Annotated in this window: 21 protein-coding genes and 1 riboswitch; of the genes, 10 read left to right on the top strand and 11 right to left on the bottom strand. The window is 71.8% G+C overall.

What is annotated here, in order from left to right; genetic code table 11:
* Positions 1–8: 8 nt before the first annotated feature.
* Positions 9–1,406 (bottom strand): aminotransferase class I/II-fold pyridoxal phosphate-dependent enzyme, encoded by a 1,398-nt coding sequence (locus TR42_RS04300; RefSeq protein ID WP_052405573.1) that lies wholly within the window; start codon positions 1,404–1,406, stop codon positions 9–11.
* Positions 1,407–1,533: 127 nt separating this feature from the next.
* Here TR42_RS04300 and TR42_RS04295 point away from each other — a divergent pair, with 127 nt between their 5' ends.
* Genes TR42_RS04295 through TR42_RS04265 form a run of 7 tightly spaced genes read left to right on the top strand, consistent with a single transcriptional unit; the run spans position 1,534 to position 8,567 of the window.
* Positions 1,534–2,382 carry a nitrilase-related carbon-nitrogen hydrolase gene (locus TR42_RS04295; RefSeq protein ID WP_042213353.1) on the top strand — a complete coding sequence of 283 codons (849 nt, stop codon included), beginning with the start codon at positions 1,534–1,536 and terminating at the stop codon, positions 2,380–2,382.
* Positions 2,383–2,395: 13 nt separating this feature from the next.
* Positions 2,396–3,832: a dihydropyrimidinase gene (gene hydA, locus TR42_RS04290; protein WP_042213352.1), complete on the top strand. Its 1,437-nt coding sequence runs from the start codon at positions 2,396–2,398 to the stop codon at positions 3,830–3,832.
* Between the two features lie 11 nt (positions 3,833–3,843).
* Complete coding sequence (locus tag TR42_RS04285; RefSeq protein ID WP_042213350.1) at positions 3,844–4,860, top strand: TIGR03842 family LLM class F420-dependent oxidoreductase; 1,017 nt, start codon at positions 3,844–3,846, stop codon at positions 4,858–4,860.
* Between the two features lie 8 nt (positions 4,861–4,868).
* Positions 4,869–5,744 carry an ABC transporter permease gene (locus tag TR42_RS04280; protein ID WP_042213348.1) on the top strand — a complete coding sequence of 292 codons (876 nt, stop codon included), beginning with the start codon at positions 4,869–4,871 and terminating at the stop codon, positions 5,742–5,744.
* Positions 5,741–6,550, top strand: a complete 810-nt coding sequence (locus tag TR42_RS04275; protein ID WP_042213346.1) for an ABC transporter ATP-binding protein — start codon at positions 5,741–5,743, stop codon at positions 6,548–6,550. The genes TR42_RS04280 and TR42_RS04275 overlap by 4 nt, the downstream gene beginning before the upstream one ends.
* On the top strand, positions 6,547–7,314 hold the full coding sequence (locus TR42_RS04270; RefSeq protein WP_042213344.1) for an ABC transporter permease: 768 nt from the start codon (positions 6,547–6,549) through the stop codon (positions 7,312–7,314). Before TR42_RS04275 ends, TR42_RS04270 begins: the two co-directional genes overlap by 4 nt.
* Positions 7,315–7,373: 59 nt before the next feature.
* Positions 7,374–8,567, top strand: a complete 1,194-nt coding sequence (locus tag TR42_RS04265) for an ABC transporter substrate-binding protein (RefSeq protein ID WP_042213343.1) — start codon at positions 7,374–7,376, stop codon at positions 8,565–8,567.
* An 85-nt stretch (positions 8,568–8,652) separates the two neighbouring features.
* Here the strand turns inward: TR42_RS04265 and TR42_RS04260 are convergent, their stop codons facing one another.
* From TR42_RS04260 to TR42_RS04220, 9 genes are all read right to left on the bottom strand, one after another.
* Positions 8,653–9,471 (bottom strand): isocitrate lyase/PEP mutase family protein, encoded by an 819-nt coding sequence (locus TR42_RS04260; RefSeq protein WP_042213478.1) that lies wholly within the window; start codon positions 9,469–9,471, stop codon positions 8,653–8,655.
* A 104-nt stretch (positions 9,472–9,575) separates the two neighbouring features.
* Positions 9,576–10,289 (bottom strand): SDR family oxidoreductase, encoded by a 714-nt coding sequence (locus TR42_RS04255; protein WP_042213342.1) that lies wholly within the window; start codon positions 10,287–10,289, stop codon positions 9,576–9,578.
* A 92-nt stretch (positions 10,290–10,381) separates the two neighbouring features.
* Positions 10,382–11,032, bottom strand: a complete 651-nt coding sequence (locus TR42_RS04250; RefSeq protein WP_042213476.1) for an ABC transporter ATP-binding protein — start codon at positions 11,030–11,032, stop codon at positions 10,382–10,384.
* Entirely contained in the window at positions 11,029–12,669 is a 1,641-nt protein-coding gene (locus TR42_RS04245) for an ABC transporter permease (protein WP_042213340.1), read from the bottom strand. Before TR42_RS04245 ends, TR42_RS04250 begins: the two co-directional genes overlap by 4 nt.
* A gap of 10 nt (positions 12,670–12,679) precedes the next feature.
* Positions 12,680–13,774, bottom strand: a complete 1,095-nt coding sequence (locus tag TR42_RS04240) for a thiamine ABC transporter substrate-binding protein (protein WP_236623341.1) — start codon at positions 13,772–13,774, stop codon at positions 12,680–12,682.
* Between the two features lie 25 nt (positions 13,775–13,799).
* A riboswitch (TPP riboswitch) is annotated at positions 13,800–13,922 on the bottom strand.
* Between the two features lie 19 nt (positions 13,923–13,941).
* The gene (locus tag TR42_RS04235) at positions 13,942–14,739 is read right to left on the bottom strand and encodes a hypothetical protein (RefSeq protein WP_042213337.1); all 798 of its coding nucleotides are present in this window, start codon (positions 14,737–14,739) and stop codon (positions 13,942–13,944) included.
* 119 nt (positions 14,740–14,858) lie between these two features.
* Positions 14,859–15,431, bottom strand: a complete 573-nt coding sequence (dcd, locus tag TR42_RS04230) for a dCTP deaminase (RefSeq protein WP_042213335.1) — start codon at positions 15,429–15,431, stop codon at positions 14,859–14,861.
* A 123-nt stretch (positions 15,432–15,554) separates the two neighbouring features.
* Complete coding sequence (locus tag TR42_RS04225; RefSeq protein WP_052405572.1) at positions 15,555–17,150, bottom strand: SPFH domain-containing protein; 1,596 nt, start codon at positions 17,148–17,150, stop codon at positions 15,555–15,557.
* A gap of 30 nt (positions 17,151–17,180) precedes the next feature.
* Entirely contained in the window at positions 17,181–17,708 is a 528-nt protein-coding gene (locus tag TR42_RS04220; protein ID WP_042213333.1) for an NfeD C-terminal domain-containing protein, read from the bottom strand.
* A 297-nt stretch (positions 17,709–18,005) separates the two neighbouring features.
* On the opposite strand from TR42_RS04220, the gene TR42_RS04215 reads away from it, so the two are divergent.
* Positions 18,006–18,206: a hypothetical protein gene (locus tag TR42_RS04215; RefSeq protein WP_042213331.1), complete on the top strand. Its 201-nt coding sequence runs from the start codon at positions 18,006–18,008 to the stop codon at positions 18,204–18,206.
* A 175-nt stretch (positions 18,207–18,381) separates the two neighbouring features.
* A complete protein-coding gene (locus TR42_RS04210) occupies positions 18,382–20,805 on the top strand; it encodes a glycoside hydrolase family 94 protein (RefSeq protein ID WP_042213330.1) in 2,424 nt (807 codons plus the stop codon).
* Positions 20,806–20,852: 47 nt separating this feature from the next.
* Here TR42_RS04210 and TR42_RS04205 read toward each other — a convergent pair whose 3' ends face one another.
* Positions 20,853–21,836: a DUF4349 domain-containing protein gene (locus tag TR42_RS04205; protein ID WP_052405571.1), complete on the bottom strand. Its 984-nt coding sequence runs from the start codon at positions 21,834–21,836 to the stop codon at positions 20,853–20,855.
* Between the two features lie 221 nt (positions 21,837–22,057).
* On the opposite strand from TR42_RS04205, the gene TR42_RS14100 reads away from it, so the two are divergent.
* Positions 22,058–23,248 carry an anti-sigma factor domain-containing protein gene (locus TR42_RS14100; RefSeq protein ID WP_052405570.1) on the top strand — a complete coding sequence of 397 codons (1,191 nt, stop codon included), beginning with the start codon at positions 22,058–22,060 and terminating at the stop codon, positions 23,246–23,248.
* The last annotated feature ends 134 nt before the right edge of the window (positions 23,249–23,382 follow it).

Genomic DNA, 23,382 nt, shown 5'->3' with positions numbered 1-23,382 from the left:
ACCGGCGGTTACCCCGATGTTTCGCGCCCGGATGCCGCGGCGGCGATCGCGGCCGCGACCGTCGGGATGGACTCGCGCAGCCCGCCCACGCTCACCCGGATGTGGTCACCGGTATGCGGTCCGCGGGTGTCGGCGTCGACCGCGGCGGGCACCACGAACGTGCTGCCGCGGCTCACGTTGATCCCGTGCGCGGCGAGCGTGATGCGAGCGGCATGCTCGTCCGCGACGGGCACCCACGCGTTGAGCCCGTCCGCGAGCGGGACGTCGACGCCGGCGCCGGTGAGGCACGCCGCGAGCTCGCGCTGGCGGATGAAGTACGCGTGGCGGGCGCGGTCGACGGCGTGCACGGACGCGCGGCTGGTGAGCAGGTCGTGGAGGATCGCCTGGAGCAGCCGGGAGGTCCAGCCGGGTCCCAGGACGCGGTAGCCGACGATGCGTTCGATCGCGCTCGCGGGCCCGCCCAGGGCGGCGATGCGCAGGTCGGGGCCGTGCGACTTGGAGAAGCCCGCGACGCGCAGGGTGCGCTGCGGGAGCCACGCGCCGAGGCTCACGGGCTGCGCCGCGGAGACCAGCCCGGTGTGGTCGTCCTCGATGATGACGGCGTCGCGGCCGTAGCGGTGGCGTCCGAGCACCGCCGCGAGCTCGTCGGCCCGCGCGGCGGTCATGGAGACGCCGGTGGGGTTCTGCGCGCGCGGCTGCAGGATCACGGCGGCGGGCCGCGAGGCGAGCGCGGCCTCGAGGCTCGCGGGCACCATGCCGTGCGCGTCCATGCGCGCGGGCACGGCCATGAGATGGAGGTGGTCGAGCAGGTCGAGCAGCATCGGGAACGTCGGGGTCTCGACGATGATGCGGTCGCCGAAGCGCGCGACCGAGCGGAGGGCACGCTCGATGCCGTCCATGACCCCGTCGATCACGGTGAGCGCCTGCACCGGCGCGGGCCACAGTGCCCGCAGCGGCGCCTCGAGCTCGGGCAGCAGCGGCGGCTGGAGGTACGACGCGACGGCGGCGCGGGCCGGCGCGACGCGCTCGAGGGCCGCGGTGATGTCGGGCAGCAGCAGCGGATCGGGGATGCCCAGCGCGAGCTCGAGCCGCTCGACGCCCGGCGGGGTGGCGGCGGCGACCTCGGCCAGGTGGCCCGAGCGGGGCGTGAGCCACGGCGTCGGCGGCTCGAGCACGTACGAGCCCGCGCGTCCGCGGGCCTCGATGAGGCCCGCATCGACGAGCCCGTGCCAGGCCGCGCTCACGGTCCCGGGGCTCACCTCGAGCCGCTTCGCGACGTCCCTCACGGTGGGCAGGCGCGTGCGCGGGGCGACCTCTCCCGTGCGGATGAGCATGGACAGTGCGGAGGCGATCCCCTGCGGGCTCGGCTCCTCGATCTGGCCCGCCAGACGCTCGATCAGCTCCACTCGCCCTCCTTTGTCCCGACTTCTCCCGAGCGTTAATGCACCTGTTACTGCAGGTAACCCAAGGGAAATGTTCAATCGCGACAGTAACAGTCACTGCATCGGACGGGGAAGACCTCGAGGAGACGACATGACGGTGATCAGAGCGGCCATCACGCAGACCACGTGGACGGGCGACAAGGAGTCGATGCTCGACAAGCACGAGCAGTTCGCGAGGACCGCGGCGGCGCAGGGCGCGCAGGTCATCTGCTTCCAGGAGCTGTTCTACGGCCCCTACTTCGGCATCACCCAGGACAAGAAGTACTACCGCTTCGCCGAGCCGGCCGACGGGCCCATCGTCCAGCGCTTCGCCGCGCTCGCGAAGGAGCTGTCCATGGTGATGGTCCTCCCCATCTACGAGGAGGAGCAGACCGGCGTCTACTACAACACCGCCGTGGTCGTGGATGCGGACGGCACCATCGTGGGCAAGTACCGCAAGAACCACATCCCGCACGTCGAGAAGTTCTGGGAGAAGTTCTACTTCCGTCCCGGCAACATGGGCTACCCGGTGTTCGACACCGCGGTCGGCAAGGTCGGCGTCATCATCTGCTACGACCGCCACTTCCCCGAGGCGTGGCGCGAGCTGGGCCTCAACGGCGCCCACCTCGCCTTCAACCCCAACGCGACCAAGCCGGGGCTGAGCAACCGCCTGTGGGAGATCGAGCAGCCCGCCGCCGCCGTCGCCAACGGTTACTTCGTGCTCGCCCCCAACCGCGTGGGGCTCGAGGACAACGAGTACGGCGACGAGGCCGTGAACTTCTACGGCACCTCGCAGATCGTCGACCCGCGCGGCAACTACGTGGGCGAGCTCGGCTCGGGAGAGGTCGAGGAGATCCTCATCCGCGACCTCGACCTGGGCCTGGTCCAGGAGATGCGCGACGACTGGCAGTTCTACCGCGACCGTCGCCCCGACACGTACGACGAGATCACGGCGCCGTAAGGGAGGCAGCATCATGACCACCACGCTGATCAAGGGCGGCACCGTCGTCTCGGCCACGGGGCGGGTGCTCGCGGACGTGCTCGTCGACGGCGAGACCATCGTCGCGGTGCTCCAGCCCGGCTCGACCTCGCTGGGCCACGACCTGCCGAGCACGGTCGACCGCGTCATCGACGCCACCGGCAAGTACGTCATCCCCGGCGGCATCGACGCCCACACGCACATGCAGCTGCCCTTCGGCGGCACGGCGGCCTCCGACACGTTCGAGACCGGCACCGCGGCGGCCGCCTGGGGCGGCACCACGTCGATCGTCGACTTCGCCGTACAGACCTACGGCGCCAAGGTGCAGGACGGCCTCGCGGCCTGGCACGAGCTCGCCGCCGGCAACTGCCACGTCGACTACGGCTTCCACCAGATCGTCGGCGGCGTGGACGACGACTCGCTGGCCGCGCTGCCGTGGCTCATCGACGAGGGCATCACCAGCTACAAGATGTTCATGGCGTACCCCGGCGTCTTCTACGCCGACGACGCGCAGATCCTCAAGGCCATGCAGGTCGCGGCGGACAACGGCCTGCTCACGATGATGCACGCGGAGAACGGCCCCGTCATCGACGTGATCGCCGAGCAGCTGGTGAAGCAGGGCAAGACCTCGCCGTACTACCACGGTGTCGCCCGCGTCTGGCAGGCCGAGGAGGAGGCGACGCACCGCGCGATCATGCTCTCCGACATCACCGGCGCCCCGCTCTACGTGGTGCACGTCTCCGCCAAGCAGGCCGTCGCGCAGCTCGCGACGGCGCGTGACAACGGCAAGAACGTCTTCGGCGAGACCTGCCCGCAGTACCTCTACATGTCGCTCGAGGAGCAGCTCGGCGCGACCAGCGAGGAGTGGGGCGAGTTCGAGGGTGCCAAGTACGTGTGCTCGACCCCGGTGCGCTCGCGCGCCGAGGGGCACCAGGACCACATGTGGCAGGCGCTGCGCACCAATGACCTCCAGATGGTCTCCACGGACCACTGCCCCTTCTGCATGAAGGACCAGAAGGAGCTCGGCCTGGGCGACTTCCGCAAGATCCCCAACGGCATCGGCTCCGTCGAGCACCGCATGGACCTCATGTACCAGGGCGTCGTGACCGGCCAGATCACCCTCGAGCGCTGGGTCGAGCTCACCTCGACCACGCCCGCGCGCATGTTCGGCATGTACGGCAAGAAGGGCGTGATCCAGCCCGGAGCAGACGCCGACATCGTCGTCTACGACCCGAACGGCCACACGTCGATCGGCATCGACGGGAAGCACCACATGAACATGGACCACTCCGCCTGGGAGGGCTACGAGATCGACGGCAAGGTCGACACGGTCATCTCCCGCGGCCGCGTGCTCGTGGAGGACGACACGTTCCACGGCGTCAAGGGCCATGGGCAGTTCCTCAAGCGCGGCCTGTCGCAGTACCTGATCTGAGGAGGCTCGACATGGACTTCGGGGTCGTTCTTCAGACCAACCCGCCCGCTCAGCGCACCATCGCGCTCGCCAAGCTGGCCGAGGAGCACGGGTTCGGCTACGCGTGGACCTTCGACTCGCACCTGCTGTGGCAGGAGCCGTACGTCATCTACAGCGCGATCCTCGCGCAGACCGACCGCATCAAGGTCGGTCCCTTCGTCACCAACCCGGCGACGCGCGACTGGACCGTGACCGCATCGGTGTTCGCGACGCTCAACGAGATGTACGGCAACCGCACGGTGTGCGGCATGGGCCGCGGCGACTCCGCGGTGCGCGTCACCAACGGCAAGCCCGTCACGGTGCGCGAGATGCGCGAGTCCGTGCACGTGATCCGCGAGCTCGCGAACTGCCGGCCCGTCGAGTACAAGGGCGCGATGCTGCAGTTCCCGTGGGCGCGGACCTCGTCGCTCGAGGTGTGGGTCGCCGCCTACGGGCCGCTCGCGCTCAAGGCCGCGGGCGAGGTGGGCGACGGCTTCATCCTCCAGCTCGCGGACGTCGACATCGCGCGCTGGATGATCGCCGAGGTGAAGAAGGCCGCGGAGAACGTCGGCCGCGACCCCGAGAGCCTCACCTTCTGCGTCTCGGCGCCCATGTACATCGGCGACGACTGGGAGCACATGCGCGAGCAGTGCCGCTGGTTCGGCGGGATGGTCGGCAACCACGTCGCGGACATCGTGGGCCGCTACGGCGACTCGGGCGCGATCCCGACCGCGCTGTCCGACTACATCAAGGGCCGCGAGGGCTACGACTACAACGAGCACGGGCGCGCGGGGAACTCGCACACCGAGTTCGTGCCCGACGAGATCGTCGACCGCTTCTGCGTGCTCGGCACCGCCGAGGACCACATCGCGAAGCTCGAGCAGCTCCGCGAGGCGGGCATGACGCAGTTCGCGGGCTACCTCCAGCACGACAACAAGGAGGAGACCCTCCGCGTCTACGGCGAGGCCGTCATCCCCGCGCTCACCGACCCCATCACGGCGAAGGTCTGAGGGGGACGATGCGCGGCGACAGGATCAGGGGAGTCCTCTGGGGGCTCGCCGGCGTGCTCGCCGCGATGGCGCTGTGGGAGGGCTACAAGGCGCTCGCACCCGCCGACGGCATCGTCATCGGCGAGCTCACCGTGCTGCCCCGCACCACCGACATCGCGATGCCCCACATCTGGGACATGGTCGCGCGCCTCTTCGACCCGGTGACCCGGGCCGCGGGCGCCGACGTGCTGTGGTGGGCCGTGCTGCAGGCCGCGGCGTTCTCGCTCGGGATCGCGGCGCTCGGCTGGCTCATCGGCGTGGTCTCGGGCATGGTCCTCGCGCTGCTGATGCAGCGCTGGCTCACCGCCGAGAGCGCGGTGCTGCCGTGGGTGGTGCTGAGCCAGACGGTGCCGCTCATCGCGATCGCCCCGCTGGTGAAGCGCTGGGGCACCGCGATCCACATCGGATCCTTCGAGTGGGAGAACTGGATGTCGGTCGCGGTCATCGCGTCCTACCTCGCGTTCTTCCCGGTCGCCGTGAGCGCGCTGCGCGGGCTCAAGTCGCCGCACGCCGCCGACGTGGACCTCTTCCGCGCCTACGCCGCGGGCTGGTGGACCGGCATCGTCCGCCTGCGGCTGCCGTCCGCCGTGCCGTACCTGCTGCCCGCGCTGCGGCTCGCCGCTGCGAACGCCGTGGTCGGCACCATCGTCGCCGAGGTCAGCATCGGCCTGGGCGGCGGCGTCGGCCGCATGATCATCGAGTTCGCCGCCACCGCGAGCGGCGACCCCGCCAAGACCTGGGCCCCGATCTTCGGCGCCATGCTCATCGGGCTCGTGTCCGCGGGCCTGGTGTCGCTCATCGGTCTCGGCCTCGGTCGCTTCAGGAGAGGAGAGGCCCCGGCATGACCGGCACCCCCGTCGCCGTCAGCGTGAAGGCCGTCGACAAGGTCTTCCGCACCCGCAAGGGAGGCGAGGTCCACGCGCTGTCAGACGTGAGCCTCGACGTCGCCCCCGGCGAGTTCGTCTCGCTCATCGGCCCGTCGGGCTGCGGCAAGAGCACCCTCATGCGCCTCATCGCGGACCTCGACGGCGTCTCCGGAGGCGAGATCGAGGTGTTCGGCAAGAGCCCGGAGCAGGCGCGCAAGGACCAGGACTACGGCATCGCGTTCCAGCAGGCAGGCCTCCTGCCGTGGCGCACCGTCCGCGCGAACATCGAGCTGCCGCTCGAGATCCACGGCGTCGACGCGCGGGGGCGCAAGGAGCGCTCGGACGAGCTGCTCGCGCTCATCGGCCTCGAGGACTTCGCGGACCACCACCCCGACCAGCTCTCCGGCGGCATGAAGCAGCGCGTCGCGATCGCGCGGGCGATGGCCGAGAGGCCGCGGCTGCTGCTCATGGACGAGCCCTTCGGTGCGCTCGACGAGATGACGCGCGAGCACATGCAGAACGAGCTGGTGGCCCTGTGCGAGGAGACCGGCGCCGCCGTCGTCTTCGTCACGCACTCGATCCCTGAGGCCGTGTTCCTCTCCGACCGCGTCGTCGTGATGTCCCCGCGCCCCGGCCGGATCACCGGCATCGTCGACCTCTCCTTCGCCGCGCGCGACGAGGACCTCCGCGAGGACGCGGCCTTCTACGAGGGCGTCACCGCGGTGCGCACGATGCTCCACGGCGCCGAGGCCGGCGCCGGCCCGCGGGGGGTCGAGAACCGATGAGGACCGCCGCCACCGCCCGCACCGTGCTCGCGCCCGTCGCGCTCGCGGTGGTGGTGCTCGCGCTGTGGCAGGCGTGGGTGGTCGCCTTCGAGATCAAGCCGTTCCTGGTGCCGTCGCCGGCGGGCATCGCCGAGGCGTTCACCACCTCCTTCTCCTCGATCCTCGACGCGAGCCTCGCGACGGGGCTGAACGCGCTCATCGGCCTCGCGCTCGGGGCCGTCGCCGGGATGGCGCTCGCGCTGTTCGCCAACGCGCTGCGCTTCCTCGACCGCATGCTGGTGCCGCTGGTCGCGGCGCTCGCGGTGGTCCCCATCGTCGCGCTCGCGCCGGTGTTCTACGCGATGTTCGGCGCGGCCGCCGAGACGGGCCGCCAGCTCGTGGCCGCCGTCGCCGTCTTCGTCCCCATGTACCTCAACACCCTCAACGGGCTCCGTCAGGTGGAGCCCGTGCACCGCGACCTCATGAGGGCGTACGCGGCGACCGCCGAGCAGGCCAACCGCGTCCTGCTCATCCCGGGAGCCGTCCCGTACGTCCTCAACGGTCTCAAGATCGGCTCGTCCCTCGCCGTCATCTCCGCGCTCATCGCCGAGTACTTCGGAGGTCCGACGAAGGGGCTCGGCATCGCGATCACCTCCTCCGCGGCGGGCAGCAACTACACCGGGGCGTGGGCGTACGTCCTCGGTGCGGTGCTGCTCGGCGCGCTGTTCTACGGCGTGACGGCAGGCATCGAGGCCTGGTCCGCGCGCCGTCGTGGAGGGTCATAAGCGTCCGCCGCGGGGCGGTCGATCACCTGGTGAAGGAAAGCATGGGGAAGGGAACTCAGATGGGATTCATCGCACGACGCGGTCGCGGCGCGACCGTGCTGACGGGGGCGGCGCTCGGCGCGCTGACGCTCGCCGGCTGCTCCTCGGACAGCGCTGAGCCGGCGGCGTCCGGCTCGGACTCGGGCTCGGACACCGCCACGGAGGCTCCTGCGGAGCTCACGCCGGTCTCGGTTCAGCTGCAGTGGCTCACGCAGGCGCAGTTCGCGTGCTACTACGCGGCCGCCGACCAGGGCTTCTACGAGGAGGAGGGCCTCGAGGTCGAGATCCTGCCCGGTGCGGTCGACATCGTCCCGATCGACGTGCTGACGTCGGGCGGCGCGGACTTCGCGATCTCCTGGGTGCCCAAGGTGCTCGGTGCGATCGAGCAGGGCGCGGCCGTCACCAACGTGGCGCAGATCTTCGAGCGCTCGGGCACCATGCAGGTCGCGTTCGCTGACTCGGGCATCGAGTCGGCGGCGGACCTCGCGGGCAAGTCCGTCGGCTCGTGGGGCTACGGCAACGAGTGGGAGCTCATCGCAGGCATGCAGGCCAGCGGCGTCACGCTCGGGGACCTCGACGGCGGCTCGACCGTCCAGCAGGCCTTCGACATGAACGCCTTCATCGCGGGCGACATCGACGCGGCGCAGGCCATGACGTACAACGAGTACGCGCAGGTCCTCGAGACCGAGAACCCGGAGACCGGCGAGCTCTACACGGCCGACGACCTGGTGGTCATCGACTGGAACGACGAGGGCACTGCGATGCTCCAGGACGCCATCTGGGCGGACTCCGAGCGTCTCGCGTCCGACGAGGCCTACGCGGAGACCACCACGGCGTTCATCAAGGGCACCATCAAGGGCTGCGTGTTCGCCAAGGACGACCCGCAGGCGGCGGCCGATATCGTCACCGCGGCCGGCTCGACCCTGGGCACCTCGCACCAGCTGTGGATGGCCAACGAGGTCAACAAGCTGATCTTCCCGTCGACCTCGGGCGTGGGCCACATCAACGAGGACCAGTGGGAGCAGACCGTGGGCCTCGCCCTCGAGACGGTCAACCCCGAGGGTGCGACCATCATCACGGCCGACCCGCCGGAGACCGCGTACTCGAACGAGTACGTGGACGCCGCGCTCGCGGAGCTGGCCGACGAGGGTGTCGACACCATGGGTGAGGGCTTCGAGCCCATCGAGGTGACGCTCAACCCCGGCGGCGAGTAAGCCGCAGCCGCGGTACCCACCGAGGCGGTGGGTACCGCCGCGCGCTGGCGGGACATGGGTGCAGGATCCGAGCCGGATCCGGCACTCATGTCCCGCTGGCGCGCACGGCCAGGAGCGTGTTCATGGCGGCGTAGTCGACGCCGCCGGTGAGCGACCCGTAGGTGCCGGTCGCGAGGAGCTCCCCGGCCGCCCTGCGCGCGACCGCGTAGGCCGCCTCGGCGATCCCGACGCCCAGGCTCACCCGGGCGGCTCCCAGCGCGCCCAGCTCCGCGACGCTCGGGGCTCCCGGCCCCGCCATGACGTTGAGCGGCGCATCGATCCCGGCGGCGAGCGCGCGGATCGCCTCGGGCTCCGTGGGGCCAGGGACGAAGACGCCGTCCGCGCCGGCATCGAGGTAGACGCGTGCTCGCGCGATCGTCTCGGCCGTGCAGTCCGCCTCGGGCGCCAGCCCTCGCAGGTACACGTCGGTGCGGGCGTTGATGAACAGCGCCACACCTGCGCGGTCGGCCGCGCGCCTCGCGGCGCCGATGCGGGCCGCGAGATCCTCAGGGGAGCGCTGGCCGTCCTCGATGTTGATCCCGACGGCGCCGGTGTCGATCACCGCCGTGGCGGTGTCCGCGACCTCGGCCGGTGTCTCGCCGTACCCGCCCTCGATGTCCGCGGTGACGGGCACCGCGACCGCGGCGACGATGCGCCCGAGCGCGGCGACGGCTTCCTCGCGGGAGAGGGTGTCGCCGTCGGGGAGCCCGAGGGACCAGGCGATGCCCGCGCTCGTCGTCGCGATGGCGGGCGCTCCCGCCTCCTCCATCAACGCGGCGCTCGCGGCGTCCCAGGCGTTGGGCAGGGCGAGGGGCGCGTCGGCGCGGTGCAGGGCGCGGAACAGGTCGGCGGTGTTCACGGTCATGCGGCCCATCTCAGCAGAGGCTGCGGGGTCGACGCGCGCGGGGATCGGACAGGGCCGTCCGTCGCGAGAGGCCCCGGTCCGGTTACGCGGTCTCGCAGACGCCCTCAGTGGCGGGCGCCGCCGTCGACGTGGATCGTCTCCCCGGTGACGAAGGTCGCGCCGAGCAGCCACAGCACCGCCTCCGCGATGTCCTCGTTCGTGCCGACGCGGCCCACCAGCGTGCCCGCCGCGCAGGAGTCGAGGAAGTCGCGCTTCGCGTCCGCGTCCAGGTGATCCTCCCAGACCCCCGAGTCGATGACGCCGGGCGCGATCGCGTTGACGCGCACGGGTGCGAGCTCCTTCGCGAGATGCGTCGCCATGAATGCGGCCGCGCCGCTGGTGACGCCCATGTTCACGCTGCCGGGGAACGGAATCCAGCCCGCGACCCCGGAGAAGAGCACGAGCGAACCGCCGGGCCGAAGGCGCGAGGCCGCGTGCTTGGCCAGCATGAGCGGGCCCACGATGCGGGCCTCGAATGCGGCCATCGTGAGGTCGTGGTCGAGCTCCTCGACCGGAACGTTGTGGTGGGCGACGGAGAGCACCACGACATGGTCGATCTCGCCTGCGCCGTCGAGGCCCGCGACGATGCTCGCCTCGTCGGTGACGTCGATCTCCACGGCCTCCGCGCCCGGGACCTCGGCGGCCGCCGCCCCGGCTCGCTCGAGGCTCCGCGACGCGATGATCGGGGTCGCGCCCGCGCGGGCGGCGTGCTCGGCGATCGCGCGGCCGATGTTCCGCGCGCCGCCGACGACGAGGACCCGCGTGCCGGACAGGGGCATGTCTGCCAGCGTAGACGACCGTGATCTACCAGTGGGAGGCGTCGATCGCTCAGAAGCGACCACCATCTACCCTTTCGCGGGGCGCGGGGGCGTCAGACGAGCAGGCCCTCGTCCATCCGCAGCACCCGGTCCGCCATGACCTCCGCCTCGGCCGGGTCGTGCGTCACCAGCAGCCCCGTGGTGCCCGAGGAGCGCAGGATGTCGCGCACCTCGACGGCCAGCCGACCCCGGAGGTCGGCGTCGAGCGAGGACAGCGGCTCGTCGAGCGCGAGCAGCCGCGGCCCCGGCGCCAGCGAGCGCGCGAGGGCCACGCGCTGCCGCTGACCGCCGCTCAGCTCGGTCACCCCGCGCCCGCTGAGGCCAGCGAGGCCTACGAGCGAGAGCAGCTCCTCGACCCGCGCGGCCCGGGCCGCGCGCGCCATCCCGGCCATCTCGAGGCCGAAGGCGATGTTCGCGCCGACGGTGAGATGCGGGAACAGCTGCCCGTCCTGGAAGACGAGCCCGAAGCCGCGCTTGTGCACCGGGACGCGGGTGAGGTCCTCGCCGTCCCACGCGACGGCGCCGGCGGACGGCTCGACGATGCCCACCACGGCGGACAGCAGCGAGGACTTGCCGCAGCCCGAGGGGCCCAGCAGCGCGACCGTCTCCCCCTGAGCGATCGACAGCGAGACCCCTCGGACGGCCTCCACCGGCGGCCGGCCGGCATACGTGACGCGGAGGTCCGCGACGGAGAGCCCGCTCACAGCTCGGCCCCGACGGTGGTGCGGAGCCGCTCGGAGGCGAGCATGACGGAGGCCGTGAGGGCGGCGAGGAGGACGGATGCGGCGAAGGCCATGCCCACATTCTCGATGCCGGGGCGCCCCAGGAGCCGGGAGATCGCGGTCGGGAGCGTCGGTCGGTCGGGCCGCGCGACGAAGGCCGTCGCGCCGAACTCGCCCATGGAGATCGCGAAGGCGAAGGCGATCGAGGCGGCCGTCGCGGAGCGCAGCAGCGGCGCGTCGACCCGCCACAGCACCCGCCACGGCGAGGCGCCCAGGGTCGCGGCGGCGGCGCGCAGCCGCGGATCGATCGCCCGCGCGGCCGGGACCAGCGCGCGCACCATGAGCGGAAGCGCGACTACCGCCTGCGCGATGGGCACCAGCCACCACGAGCCGCGCAGGTCCACCCCGAGCACCGAGCGGTTGAGCGTGAGCAGCACGCCGAGGCCCACCACCACTGCCGACACCCCGAGCGGCAGCATCACCAGGGCCTCGAGCGCCGAGGCGCGTCGCGCCCGGCGGGAGACCAGCATCGCCGTGACGATGCCGACCGCTCCGGCCATCGCGGTCGCCACGAGCGCGGTGAGCAGCGACGTCACGGCCGCCTGCCACACGGGGGCGCTCAGGGTCGACCGCGCGGGCGGCTCGCCGAACAGCGCCGCGTAGTGGTCGAGGCCGTAGCCGTCGGACGTGCGCAGCGACCGCTCGACCAGCGCGATCCCGGGCAGCGTGAGCAGCAGCAGCGTCGGGCTCAGGGCCGCCGCGATGCCGAGCCGCTCGAGGCGGCGCGGCGGCCGTGCGGGCTCCACCGCGGCCGGCGGACGCGGGGCCCTCGCCCGCGCGCTCACCCACAGCGCGATCCCGACGAACACCACCTGCACCAGCGCCAGCACCGCGGCCGCGCGCAGATCGAGGAACTGGTTGACCTGGAGGTAGATCTCGGTCTCGACGGTCCGGATCCGGGACCCGCCGAGCACCAGCACCAGCGCGAAGGACGTCGAGCAGAACAGCATCACCACCGCCGCGGCGGAGGAGATCGCGGGCCTCAGCGCGGGCATCGTCACCCGGAGGAAGGCCCGGGCGCGCGAGGCGCCGAGCGTGCGTGCCGCATCGGCCAGGCGGGGCGACAGCGACTCCCACGCGCCGCCGACGATGCGCACCACCACGGAGATGTTGAAGAACACGAGCGCCAGGACGATGGCGCCCGCGCTCTGATCCAGGCCGAGCCCCCCGAGCAGCCCCGAGCGTCCCAGCAGGGCCTGGAACGCGGCGGCGACCACGATGGTCGGCAGCACGAACGGCACGGTCACCAGCGCGCGCATCGTCCGGGCTCCTCGCCACGAGAACCGCGACAGCGCCCACGCGGCCGGCAGGCCCAGCAGCAGCGACCCGAGGGTGCCGAGCGCCGCGAGGCCGACCGTGGTCGTGATCGCGTCGAGCGTCCGCGAGCGGGTGAGCACCTCGAACGCGCCCGCGAGGTCGCCGCCGCCCCAGCCGTCCTCACCGAGCAGCCCGCGCACCACGACGGTGCCCGCGGGCCACAGGAAGAACAGCCCGAGGAAGCCCACGGGCAGCGCCGCGAGCGCCCACCAGAGGCGGGCGCTCGCGGGCCAGGGCTTCATGAGGGGGCCGTCAGTCGAGGACCGTGGCGGTCCAGGCGTCGATCCACTCGTCGCGGTGCGCGTCGATCTCGGTGGGGTCGAGCGTGAAGGGGTCCTCGGCGAGCGGCGCGAACTCCGCCCACTCGGCGGGCACCTCGACCGAGGTCGACACGGGGTAGACGTACATGTTCTCGGGCAGGGTCGCCTGGAACTCGTCGGACAGCAGCCAGTCGACCACGGCTTGCGCGCCCGCCGGGTTCTCGGCACCCTCGAGGACGCCCGCGTACTCGACCTGGCGGAAGCACGTGTCGAGCATCGCGGCGGTGGTGGGCTCGCCGTCGATCACCTCGTACGGCGGCGACGAGGCGTAGCTCAGCACGATGGGTCGGTCGCCGCCGTAGTTGGGCGCCGAGAAGTCGGTGAAGTAGGTGTCCGACCAGGACGCGGTGACCCGCACCTCGTTCTCGCGCATCGCGGTCCACCAGTCGAGCCAGCCGTCCTCGCCGTACTTGGCGATGGTGGCGAGCATGAAGGCGAGACCGGGGGAGGAGGTCGCCGGGTTGGTGACGGAGAGCTGACCCGAGAACGCCGGGTCCGAGAGGTCGTCGAGCGCGGGCGCGGCGTCGGGGAACACCGCGAGGTCGTAGTTGAGGCACACGTCCGAGTAGTCGACCGCGGTGAGGAGGTCCTCGGCGCCGTCGACGGCGTACGCCGCCGCATCGCCCGCCGCGGTCCCGGCCGAGGCGTACGGCGCGAGCACGCCGCCCTCGACCGCGCGCGACGCGAACGTGTTGTCGATGCCGTAGACCGCGTCGCCCAGCGGCGCGTCCTTGGTCAGCACCAGCTGGTTGACGAGCGTGCCCGCGTCGCCCGGCTGGACCAGCTCGACGTCGATGCCGGACTCGGCCTCGAAGGCGGCCAGCACCTCGTCCGGCACCGCGAAGCTGTCATGCGTGACCAGGCGGACGGTGCCGCCCACCTCGGCGGCGGCGGTCGCCTCGGGGGACGATGCGGCGGCGGCCGTCGGCTCCTCGGTCGCGGAGGCCTCGGGCTCGCTCGCGCTCGAGCACGCGGCGAGCAGGACGGTGGACATGGCGGCGGCCGTGACGGCCGCGGTGCGCGTCATGCGCATGGATTCCTCCCGGAATAGGAGGGGACGAGACTCGACTCCCTACGCCGGTGCGAGCCGGATCAGGTTCGAGGGTCTGCGGCGTTCCGCACTCTCAGCGCCCTGGCCCCGGGTATCCCCGGGAAGCGCTCCCCTGTCGTGTCCGGCCAGGATAGCGCGAGGATTCAGCCGATCCGAACGCTGTCGGCGATCGGGAGGATGCGGTCCGCGCAGCCGCGCGTGAGCGCGCCCGTGATCCCGTTGACGATCACGCGCGAGCCGCCGCCGTCGATCACGGCGTAGCAGGTCTCGTACGGTGCCTCGACCCCGGCCTCCGCGACGGCCACTGCCGCCTCGTACCCGGCGGCGGTCGTGAAGGTCTCGTGGGTGGGCGTCGCCTCGGTGAGCCACGTCGCGAGCCCGAGCGCCTCCTCCTCCGCGGAGGTCCCGCGGTCCGCGCCGTGCTCGGCGACGACGGTGATCGCGACGCCGGTGCCGGTGCCGTGCTCGTCCGCGAGCCAGAACCCTGCGGACTCGGTGACGGCGCCGTCGGCGGTCTCCACGGGCGGTTGCTCCTCGCCGGTGGTGACCGTCTCCCATGCCGGATCGACCTCGAACACGACCCTGCCGGTGGGGGAGGTCACGGTGGTCCGGTCGGCGACGTCCGGACCCGCATCGACGGCCGCGACCGGGGTCGCGCTCGACGGCGCGACGGCTTCGGGGTCGCCCGCCTCGGGCTCCCGTGTGTCGGCCGGTGCGAGGGCGGACGGGCCGTCGGCCCTCGGGGTCGCGTCGGGATCGCCTGCTGCGCCGAGGACGGTCGCGACCGCCGCGCCGACGCCCACGAGCGCGCCGCCGCCGGCGAGGACCCACGGCCATGCGCGCCGGCGCCGCGGAGCGTCAGGCTCCGCGAACCTTGGCACGGCGTTGGGATCCGGGTGCCACCCCGCCGACGGTGCCTCCGGCCACTGCTCGCTGCTCATGATCCCCCCGTGAGCGCGTGGGGCGCGCTCATGCGATGAGAGGCTTCAGGCGCGGGCGGATGACGCGGAACGCGGCGACTATCAGGTGTTTCGTGACCGCATCGTGACCTGGTAGAGCGTCAGACGTCGATGCGGTGGAAGCTCTTCCAGCTGAGCGAGGCGGTCGGGCCGCGCTGGCCGCGGTAGCGCGAGCCGTACTTCTCGGAGCCGTAGGGGTGCTCCGCGGGGGAGGACAGCCGGAAGAAGCACAGCTGGCCGATCTTCATGCCGGGCCACAGGTTGATGGGCAGGGTCGCGGTGTTGGACAGCTCGAGCGTGACGTTGCCCTCGAAGCCCGGGTCGATGAAGCCGGCGGTCGAGTGGGTGAGCAGGCCCAGACGGCCGAGGCTCGACTTGCCCTCGAGGCGCGCGGCGATGTCGTCGGGCAGCGTCACGGACTCGTAGGTCGAGCCGAGCACGAACTCGCCCGGGTGCAGCACGAACGGTCCGTCCGCGATGTCCACCAGCCGCGTGAGCTCGGGCTGCTCCGCCGCGGGGTCGATCGCGGCGTACTTGTGGTTGTCGAACACGCGGAAGAAGCGGTCGAGGCGCACGTCGATGGAGGAGGGCTGGATCATCTCCGGGTCCCACGGGTCGAGGGCGACCCTGCCCGAGGCGATCTCAGCGCGGATGTCGCGGTCCGAGAGCAGCATGAGGCCCAACCTAGTGCCCGTTCACCGTGGCTCGCACCGGGGTGGCACGCAACTGGGCGACCGGCGGGTGGAATCTCTCGGAATCTCACCCGCCAGCCGCCCAGTTGACGTTGCGGACCTGCGTCAGGCGTGCGTGACGCCCGGGAGGTCGGGGTCCACCGCGCCGCGCGACGTATCGTGCGCCTCGACCGCGGCCCGGCCGGCGGCCGCGCCGCCCACGGCGCCCTTGATGAGGTCGCTGATGCCGAAGCCGGTGACGGAGGTCATGACCTCCTCCGTCTCGGTGAAGAGGTTGGCCGCCTGGCGGGTGACCGCCGAGGCGCCCTCGGTCGACACGACGGTGAGCGAGTCGATCGACGCCATCGCGCGTCCCATCTCGCCCACGATCGCGGGCATGCCGTCGAGCGCGATCTCGAGCACACCCACCTGCGGCATGTCCTCGTAGGCCGCCTTCTTCGCCTCGATGCCCTCGGCCTCGGCCTTGCCCTTCGCGGCGATCGCGGTGGCCTCGGCCTCACCCTTCGCCTTGACGGAGGAGGCCTCCGCCAGACCCTGGGCCTCGACCACGCGGGCCGCGGCGGAACCCCGCGCCTCGTCGGCCGCAGCCTCGGCCTTGCCTCGCGCCTCGAACACCGCGGCGTCGGACAGACCGCGCGCCTGGTTCGCGGCGGCCTCGGACTCACCGGCCTGGCGGGTCGCCTCGGCGGCACCCTTGGCCTTGGAGATCGCGGCCTCGCGTGCAGCCTCCGCCTCGATCTTCATCGCGTACGCGCCGGCGTCGGCGGGCTTGCGAACCTCGGACTCGAGACGCATCTCGGTGACCTCGGCGCGCTTGGCCTCGGCCAGGCGCTCCTGCTCGTAGATCTCGACGTTGCGCTGCGCCTCGGCGATCGGGCCGGCGGCCTTGGCGTTCGCCTCGGCGGTGTCGGTGTCCTGCTGGATCTCCGCCATGCGCAGCGCGAGCGTCCGGTTCGCCTCGGCGATCTGCTGCTCCGCCTCGGCGCGCTTCTGCTCGGACTCGCGGCGGGCCTCGGCCTCCGCGATCTCGGCGTCGCGGCGCGCGATGGCGGCCTGGCTGCGGCCCAGGTCCTGGATGTAGCCGGACGGCGTGGTGACCGACTGGATGTTGAGCCCCTCGAGCACCAGGCCCCACTCGGAGCAGGCCTCGCCGGTGACGCGCATGACGCGGTCCTTGAGGGTCTCGCGGTCGGAGTTGATGTCCTCGACGGACATCGTGCCGACGATGGCGCGCATGTCGCCCTCGATGTTCTGCTGGACGAAGGCCTCGATGTTGAGCGGGTTGACGTTGAAGCGCTCGATCGCGGCGCGGACCGAGGCCTCGTCGCCGCCGATCTTCACGTTCGCGACGCCCTCGAGGTTGACCAGGATGTTCTGGTTCGAGGGCGAGTCCTGGACGCGCCAGGCGATCTGGCGCGTCTCGAGCGACACCTTGTTGTAGCGCTGCGTGAACGGCACCACGAACACGCCGCCGCCGCCCAGGACCACCTTCGACGGCACGGGGCGCGTCTCGTAGGCGACCGTGCCGTCGGCCTTGCGGATGGGCACCTGGGTCTTCGACTTCGAGCCCGAGACTACGAACGCCTCGTCCGGGTCCGAGACCTTGTAGCGCGACGCGATGGCCCACACCACCACGATCGCGGCGACCACGCTCGCCGCGATCGCCACCAGGCTGATCGCGGCTCCGGTGAGTCCGAACATGTACTGCCCCCTCAGTTGTGTGCGAAGCCTCTAGGCGGAGTGCCGGGAGACCTTGATCTGGTTGCTCGCGAGCACGGCGTCGACGACCACGTCGTCGCCCGCCTTCAGCGGCTCGTCGGAGCGGAAGCTCATGCGGCGGTTCTGGCCCAGGAACGGGACGAGGACGGTACCCAGCCCGCCCGGCGCCACCGGCGCCTCGGTCACCGTGACGATGCGCCCGACCATCGCGTTCAGGTCCGTCGCGCCGTCCTCCTGCTGCTGGCTCATGAACACGCGGTGCGCGCCGAAGGCCAGGAGCCAGCCGGCGACCGCCCCCGCGAGGCCGATCGCGATGACCGTGCCCAGGCTCGGGTCGTCCATGCCGAAGCTCGCGGCGGCGCCGGCGAAACCGAAGCCCGCGACTGTCGCCGCGGTGGTGGTCGAGCTCAGGGCTCCGTCCGGGAGGACGTCGAGCGCGATGTCGAAGATGTCGCCGACCACCGCGGAGATGATCGCGAAGATCAGCGCGAGGCCTCCGAGCCCCAGCAGCAGGTATCCGACGGTCACGGTCTCGAACATCGCGTCACTCGCCTCTCTCATGGGTGGCGGGCGCGTTCGCGCCCTCGATGGCGTGGGGACGATGCGCTGGGCCGTCCGCGCGGCCGCACCTCGGGCGCGGCGTCGACGGGCAGGGCATGGCCAGAATCTAGCGGTCGGGGGCGGCGCGCACCAGGGATGACGCGCCCTTCTCGGCGCCCGTGAGCACGGCGAGGTTGTCGACCGCGCGAGGGTGGCGCTGGTAGACATGGCGCAGTTCGTGAGCGGGCCCCGCCGAGGGCGGTGGATGCCGCGGTGGCGCGTTCGAAAGGGGGCACGATGTCGCGGAAGGATGCGCTGCGTCTCGCCGGGGGAGCGGTCGGTCTGGTCGTCATCATCGTGGCCGTCTTGTCCGACCCCGGGTGGATGCCGCTCTGGGTCAAGCTGCCGCTGTGCTTCGTCTCGGCGATGCTCATCGGCGAGGCGCCTCCGCCGCGGACGTGGCTTCCGTGGCTCCGCCGTCGTGACGGCGGCGAGTGACCTGACGGCGACCAATCGCCGCAGCGTCGGGCAAGTCGGACAAGAAGCCCGGCCCGGGCGTCGTCCACCCGGGACTTTCAGGGGTCGCATCGCACGAATCGTTTCGATTACAGTGGGGGCAACACGCCCGAGAGAGCGCTCTCACGGCAACGCAGCCAGACGGAAGGCACCACCCATGCAGTTCGGCCACTTCGACGACGAAGCGCGCGAGTACGTCATCACGACGCCTCACACTCCGTACCCGTGGATCAACTACCTCGGTGCACAGGACTTCTTCGGGCTCGTGTCCCACACCGGCGGCGGATACAGCTTCTACCGCGACGCGAAGCTGCGCCGCCTCACGCGCTACCGCTACAACAACGTGCCCGTCGACGACGGCGGCCGCTACTTCTCCATCAACGACGGCGGCGACGTGTGGAGCCCCGGCTTCCGTCCCTACAAGACGGAGCTCGACTCGTTCGAGACCCGCCACGGCATGGGCTACACGCGCATCACCGGTTCGCGGAACGGCCTCGAGGCGAGCGTCCTGCTCTTCGTCCCGGTCGACGTCAACGCCGAGATCCACCGCGTCGAGCTGACCAACACCTCCGACGCACCCAAGAGCTTCTCGCTCTTCAGCTTCCTCGAGTTCAACCTCTGGAACGCCGAGGACGACCAGACCAACTACCAGCGCAACCTCTCCATCGGCGAGGTCGAGGTGGTCGACGGCGCGATCTATCACAAGACCGAGTACCGCGAGCGTCGCGACCACTACGCGGTCTATGGCGTGAACGCCGAGATCGCGGGCTTCGACACCGACCGCGACACGTTCCTCGGCTTCGGCAACGGCTTCGACGAGGCCGCCGTCCCGCACGCGGGCAAGGCCGGCGACTCGATCGCGTCCGGCTGGTACCCCATCGCCTCGCACCAGCTCGAGGTCACCCTCGAGCCCGGTGAGTCCAAGGCCTTCACGTTCGTGCTCGGCTACCTCGAGAACCCGCGCGACGACAAGTGGGAGGCGCCCGGCGTCATCCGCAAGGACGGCGCGCGCGAGCTGCTCGCGAAGTTCGCCACCGACGAGCAGACCCTCGCCGAGTTCGAGAAGCTCAACGCCTACTGGGACGGCCTGCTGGGCTCCTACACCGTTGAGTCGGGCCACGAGAAGCTCGACCGCATGGTCAACATCTGGAACCAGTACCAGTGCATGGTGACCTACAACATGTCGCGCTCGGCCTCGTTCTTCGAGACCGGCATGGGCCGTGGCATGGGCTTCCGCGACTCGTCGCAGGACCTCCTCGGCTTCGTGCACCTGGTCCCCGAGCGCGCCCGTGAGCGCATCATCGACATCGCGTCGACCCAGTTCGAGGACGGCAGCGCGTACCACCAGTACCAGCCGCTCACCAAGCGCGGGAACCACACCCTGGGCTCGGGGTTCAACGACGACCCGCTGTGGCTGATCCTCGGCGTCGCGGCCTACGTCAAGGAGACCGGCGACTTCGCGATCCTCGACGAGATGGTGCCGTTCGACAACGACGACTCGAAGGCCGCCTCCCTCATGGAGCACCTCAAGCGCTCGTTCGACCACCCGCTCAACAACCGGGGCCCCCACGGCCTGCCGCTCATCGGCCGCGCCGACTGGAACGACTGCCTCAACCTCAACTGCTTCTCCACCGAGCCCGGCGAGTCCTTCCAGACCACCGGCAACCGCACCGGCGGCGTCGCGGAGTCGATCTTCATCGCCGGCATGTTCGCCGCCATCGGGCCCGACTATGCGGCGCTCGCGCGCCGGCGTGGGGACGATGCGGAGGCCGAGCGTGCGGAGGCCGCCATCGAGGAGATGAAGGCCGCCGTCATCGAGCACGGCTGGGACGGCGAGTGGTTCCTGCGCGCCTACGACTACTTCGGCAACAAGGTCGGCTCCGCCGAGAACCCCGAGGGTCAGATCTGGATCGAGCCGCAGGGCTTCTGCATCATGGGCGGCATCGGCGTCGAGGAGGGCCTCGCGGAGAAGGCGCTCGACGCGGTGGAGGAGCGCCTGGGCACCGACCACGGCATCGTGCTCCTCAACCCGGCCTACACGGAGTACCACGTCGAGCTGGGCGAGGTGACGTCCTACCCGCCGGGCTACAAGGAGAACGCGGGCATCTTCTGCCACAACAACCCGTGGGTCATCATCGCGGAGACCGTGGTGGGCCGCTCCGAGCAGGCGTGGGACCACTACAAGCGCATCACCCCCGCGTACCGCGAGGAGATCTCCGAGGTGCACCGCCTCGAGCCGTACGTGTACGCCCAGATGATCGCGGGCAAGGACGCCGTCCGCCACGGCGAGGCCAAGAACTCGTGGCTCACCGGCACCGCGTCGTGGAACTTCGTCACCGTCTCGCAGTACCTGCTGGGCGTCCGCGCGGACTACGACGGCCTGGTGGTCGACCCGTGCATCGGCGCCGAGGTCTCCGAGTACACCGTGCGCCGCGTGATCCGCGGCGCGACCTACGTCATCACCGTCACCAACTCGGGTGGCAAGGGCGCGACGCTCACGGTGAACGGGGAGGCCGTTGAGGGGTCGCTCGTTCCCTACGCGGCGCCGGGCTCGGTCGTGGAGGTCACCGCGACCGTCTGACGCGGCACGGCGTCCGGCCGCGGTCCCGAGGATCGCGGCCGGGGCGCTCAGTCGTCGCGGCCGGACGGGCCGCCCGCCGGCACCGCCTCCTCCGGGGGAGCCTGCTCCGCGGTCGTGGCAGCTGCCGCCCGCCGCTTGCGGTCCTTCGACGCGCGGACCGCGAGGAGCACCACGGTCGCGACGATGCCCGCCGTGACGAGCCAGGGCAGCAGCACGCCGGCGATGACCAGCGCGCCCCCGAGGAAGGCCACGAGCCCGTTCCAGCCGGAGGCGAGCCCGGTCCCGAAGGTGTGCGGCGAGTCGTCGACGATCACGACCGGCTCGGTGGTGAGCGACAGATCGATGGTCGACATCGACACCTGGTCGTCGAGCCCGCGCTGTCGCGCCTCGAGGCTCTCGAGCTGCGACTGGCGGCTGTCGAGCTCGTCCTCGAGCGTGATGATGTCCCGGATGCTCGACGCCTCCGCCAGCAGGCCCTCGATCCGCGCGGTCGAGGCCCGAAGGGTGGAGATCTGCGCCTCGAGGTCTGTCACCTGCTGGGTGACGTCCGCGGAGTCCGTCGAGAACTCGTCCACCGTGCCGAGCCCGCGCAGGCGGTCGACCATCGAGTCGAGCCCGTTCGCGGGGATCCGCAGCGTGAGCCACGCCGCTCCGCCGTCGTACTCGGTCGCGGCGGTCTCGCTGCGGGCGTCGACGCGCCCGCCGGCGCCCTCGACGAGGCTCGCGGCACGGTCCGCGGCGGCGATCGGGTCCTCGACCGTCATGTACATGGAGCCGGTGACGATGATCGCGCGGTCGGAGTCCGCCGCGCCGTCGCCGCCGAGGTCCTCGGTCTCCGCCGCCTCGTCCGCCATCGCGTCGCCCGCCACCGCAGCCTCCTCGCGGCCGGCGTACCCCATCGAGTCCGCCTCGCCGCCGGAGTCCTCGGCGCTCGAGCTGCAGCCGGCCAGCGCCCAGGCGAGGGCGAGGATCGAGGCGACGACCGCGCCTCGGCGGAGAGGGCGACTGTTCGCGTCGACGCGTGTGCTCATGGCGCTCATGCTAGAGAGACGCCCGGCGGTGCGGAAGTGTTGGTGATCGACCCGTGACCATGCTGTGACCAGGCGTGATGTTCGCCCGCGCCGGGCCCGCGCCGCCGTGCCGCCCGACGGCCCGCCTGCATGCCCGCCCCGGCATCCGCGCGCATGTTCCGGCAGGGGGTGTCGGGTCCCGGGTGAGGCGTGGCAAACTGCCGAGGTACGAGGGGAGCGGCATGTGTGAGCCCGAGGTCGAGGACGCGTACCGGGAGTCCGGCGCGCTCGTCCACGCTCTCGCGTTGCGCTCGCTCGGCTCGGTCGAGGAGGCCGAGGACATCGTGCGCCGCGTCTTCGCCTCCGCGGCCGCCGGCGGCTCGCTCGAGAGCCGCGACCTGCTGCACGATGCGGCGGACCGGATCACGGGCGACCTCGAGCGCAGGGTGCGGGCCCGGCTCACGACCCTCGACGAGATGCCGCTCGGGGCCGACGGCGTCACGGACGCGTCCGAGGTGCTCGCCGAGGCCGACCGGATCCTCGTGGCGGCCGCGCTCGACCGCGTCGACGCCGCGGAGCGGGCGGCGCTCGAGCGTGCGATCGTCGACGGCGTCCCGAGGTTCGAGCTCGCACGCGATCTCGGGATGTCGGAGGAGGACCTCGAGGAGCGGTTGAGGGACGCGCTGGTCGCCATCTGGCCGGGGCAGGCCCCTCCCGAGGGGCACGCCTCGCTCGACGGCCTCGCCGCGCGCGCCCTCGGCATCCGCGTGGCCGACGGCGGCCGCGCGCATATCGCCGAATGCCGCGAGTGCCGCGACGCCTGGCGCTCGCTCAACAACCTCGTAGGCACCATCGCGCGCACCGGAACGCAGGCGCCGACGGTGGCGCCCCGCGAGAGCCTGTGGGAGGAGGTGCGCGAGGCCGTCGACGCGGTCGACGCCGGGGCGCCCGCTCCCGAGTCGGACTGGCGTACGGAGGCGCGCGCGCAGGCGACGGCGGCGCAGCGTCGCCGGACGATGCTCATGGGGGTGGCCGTCGTCGCGGCGAGCGTGTTCGTCGCGCTCGCGGTGCTCGTCGCGCAGCTGGCCGCCGACGGCGAGGGCGCCGCGATCGCGTCCGCGGTGCTGGAGGACCCGCGATCGGGCGCCGGCGACGTGGGCCAGGCCTCGATCCACGTCGACGCGGACGGCACCGAGGTCGTGGTGGTCGAGGGCGTCTATGCCGAGTACCCCGACGCCTATCTCGAGCTGTGGCTCCGTACCGGGGACGGCGAGCCGGTGTCGCTGGGGCAGATCTCCACGGCGCGCTACTCGGTCGCGCTGCCGCCCGAGATCGCGAGCGCGAGGGGCGCGACCCTCGAGGTCAGCCGCGAGCCGTGGGACGGCGATGCCGCCCAGACCGGCGACGTCATCGCGCGCGGCACCTTCGGCTGATCCCGCAGCCCTCCCGTTGACGGCGCAGGGCTCGCGTCCGTGTCGCCGCACCCGAGCGCCTCGTCGCGGGCGCTCCTGTTCGCTCTGGGCATAATCCGCGCCGCCCTGCATCCATCCGCGATGCCTCGTCGGAA

Source organism: Demequina mangrovi (assembly GCF_000759715.1).
GTDB classification, from domain to species: domain Bacteria; phylum Actinomycetota; class Actinomycetes; order Actinomycetales; family Demequinaceae; genus Demequina; species Demequina mangrovi.
Note: the sequence above shows the minus strand (reverse complement) of the source record. Positions and strands in the feature narration are given on the sequence as shown.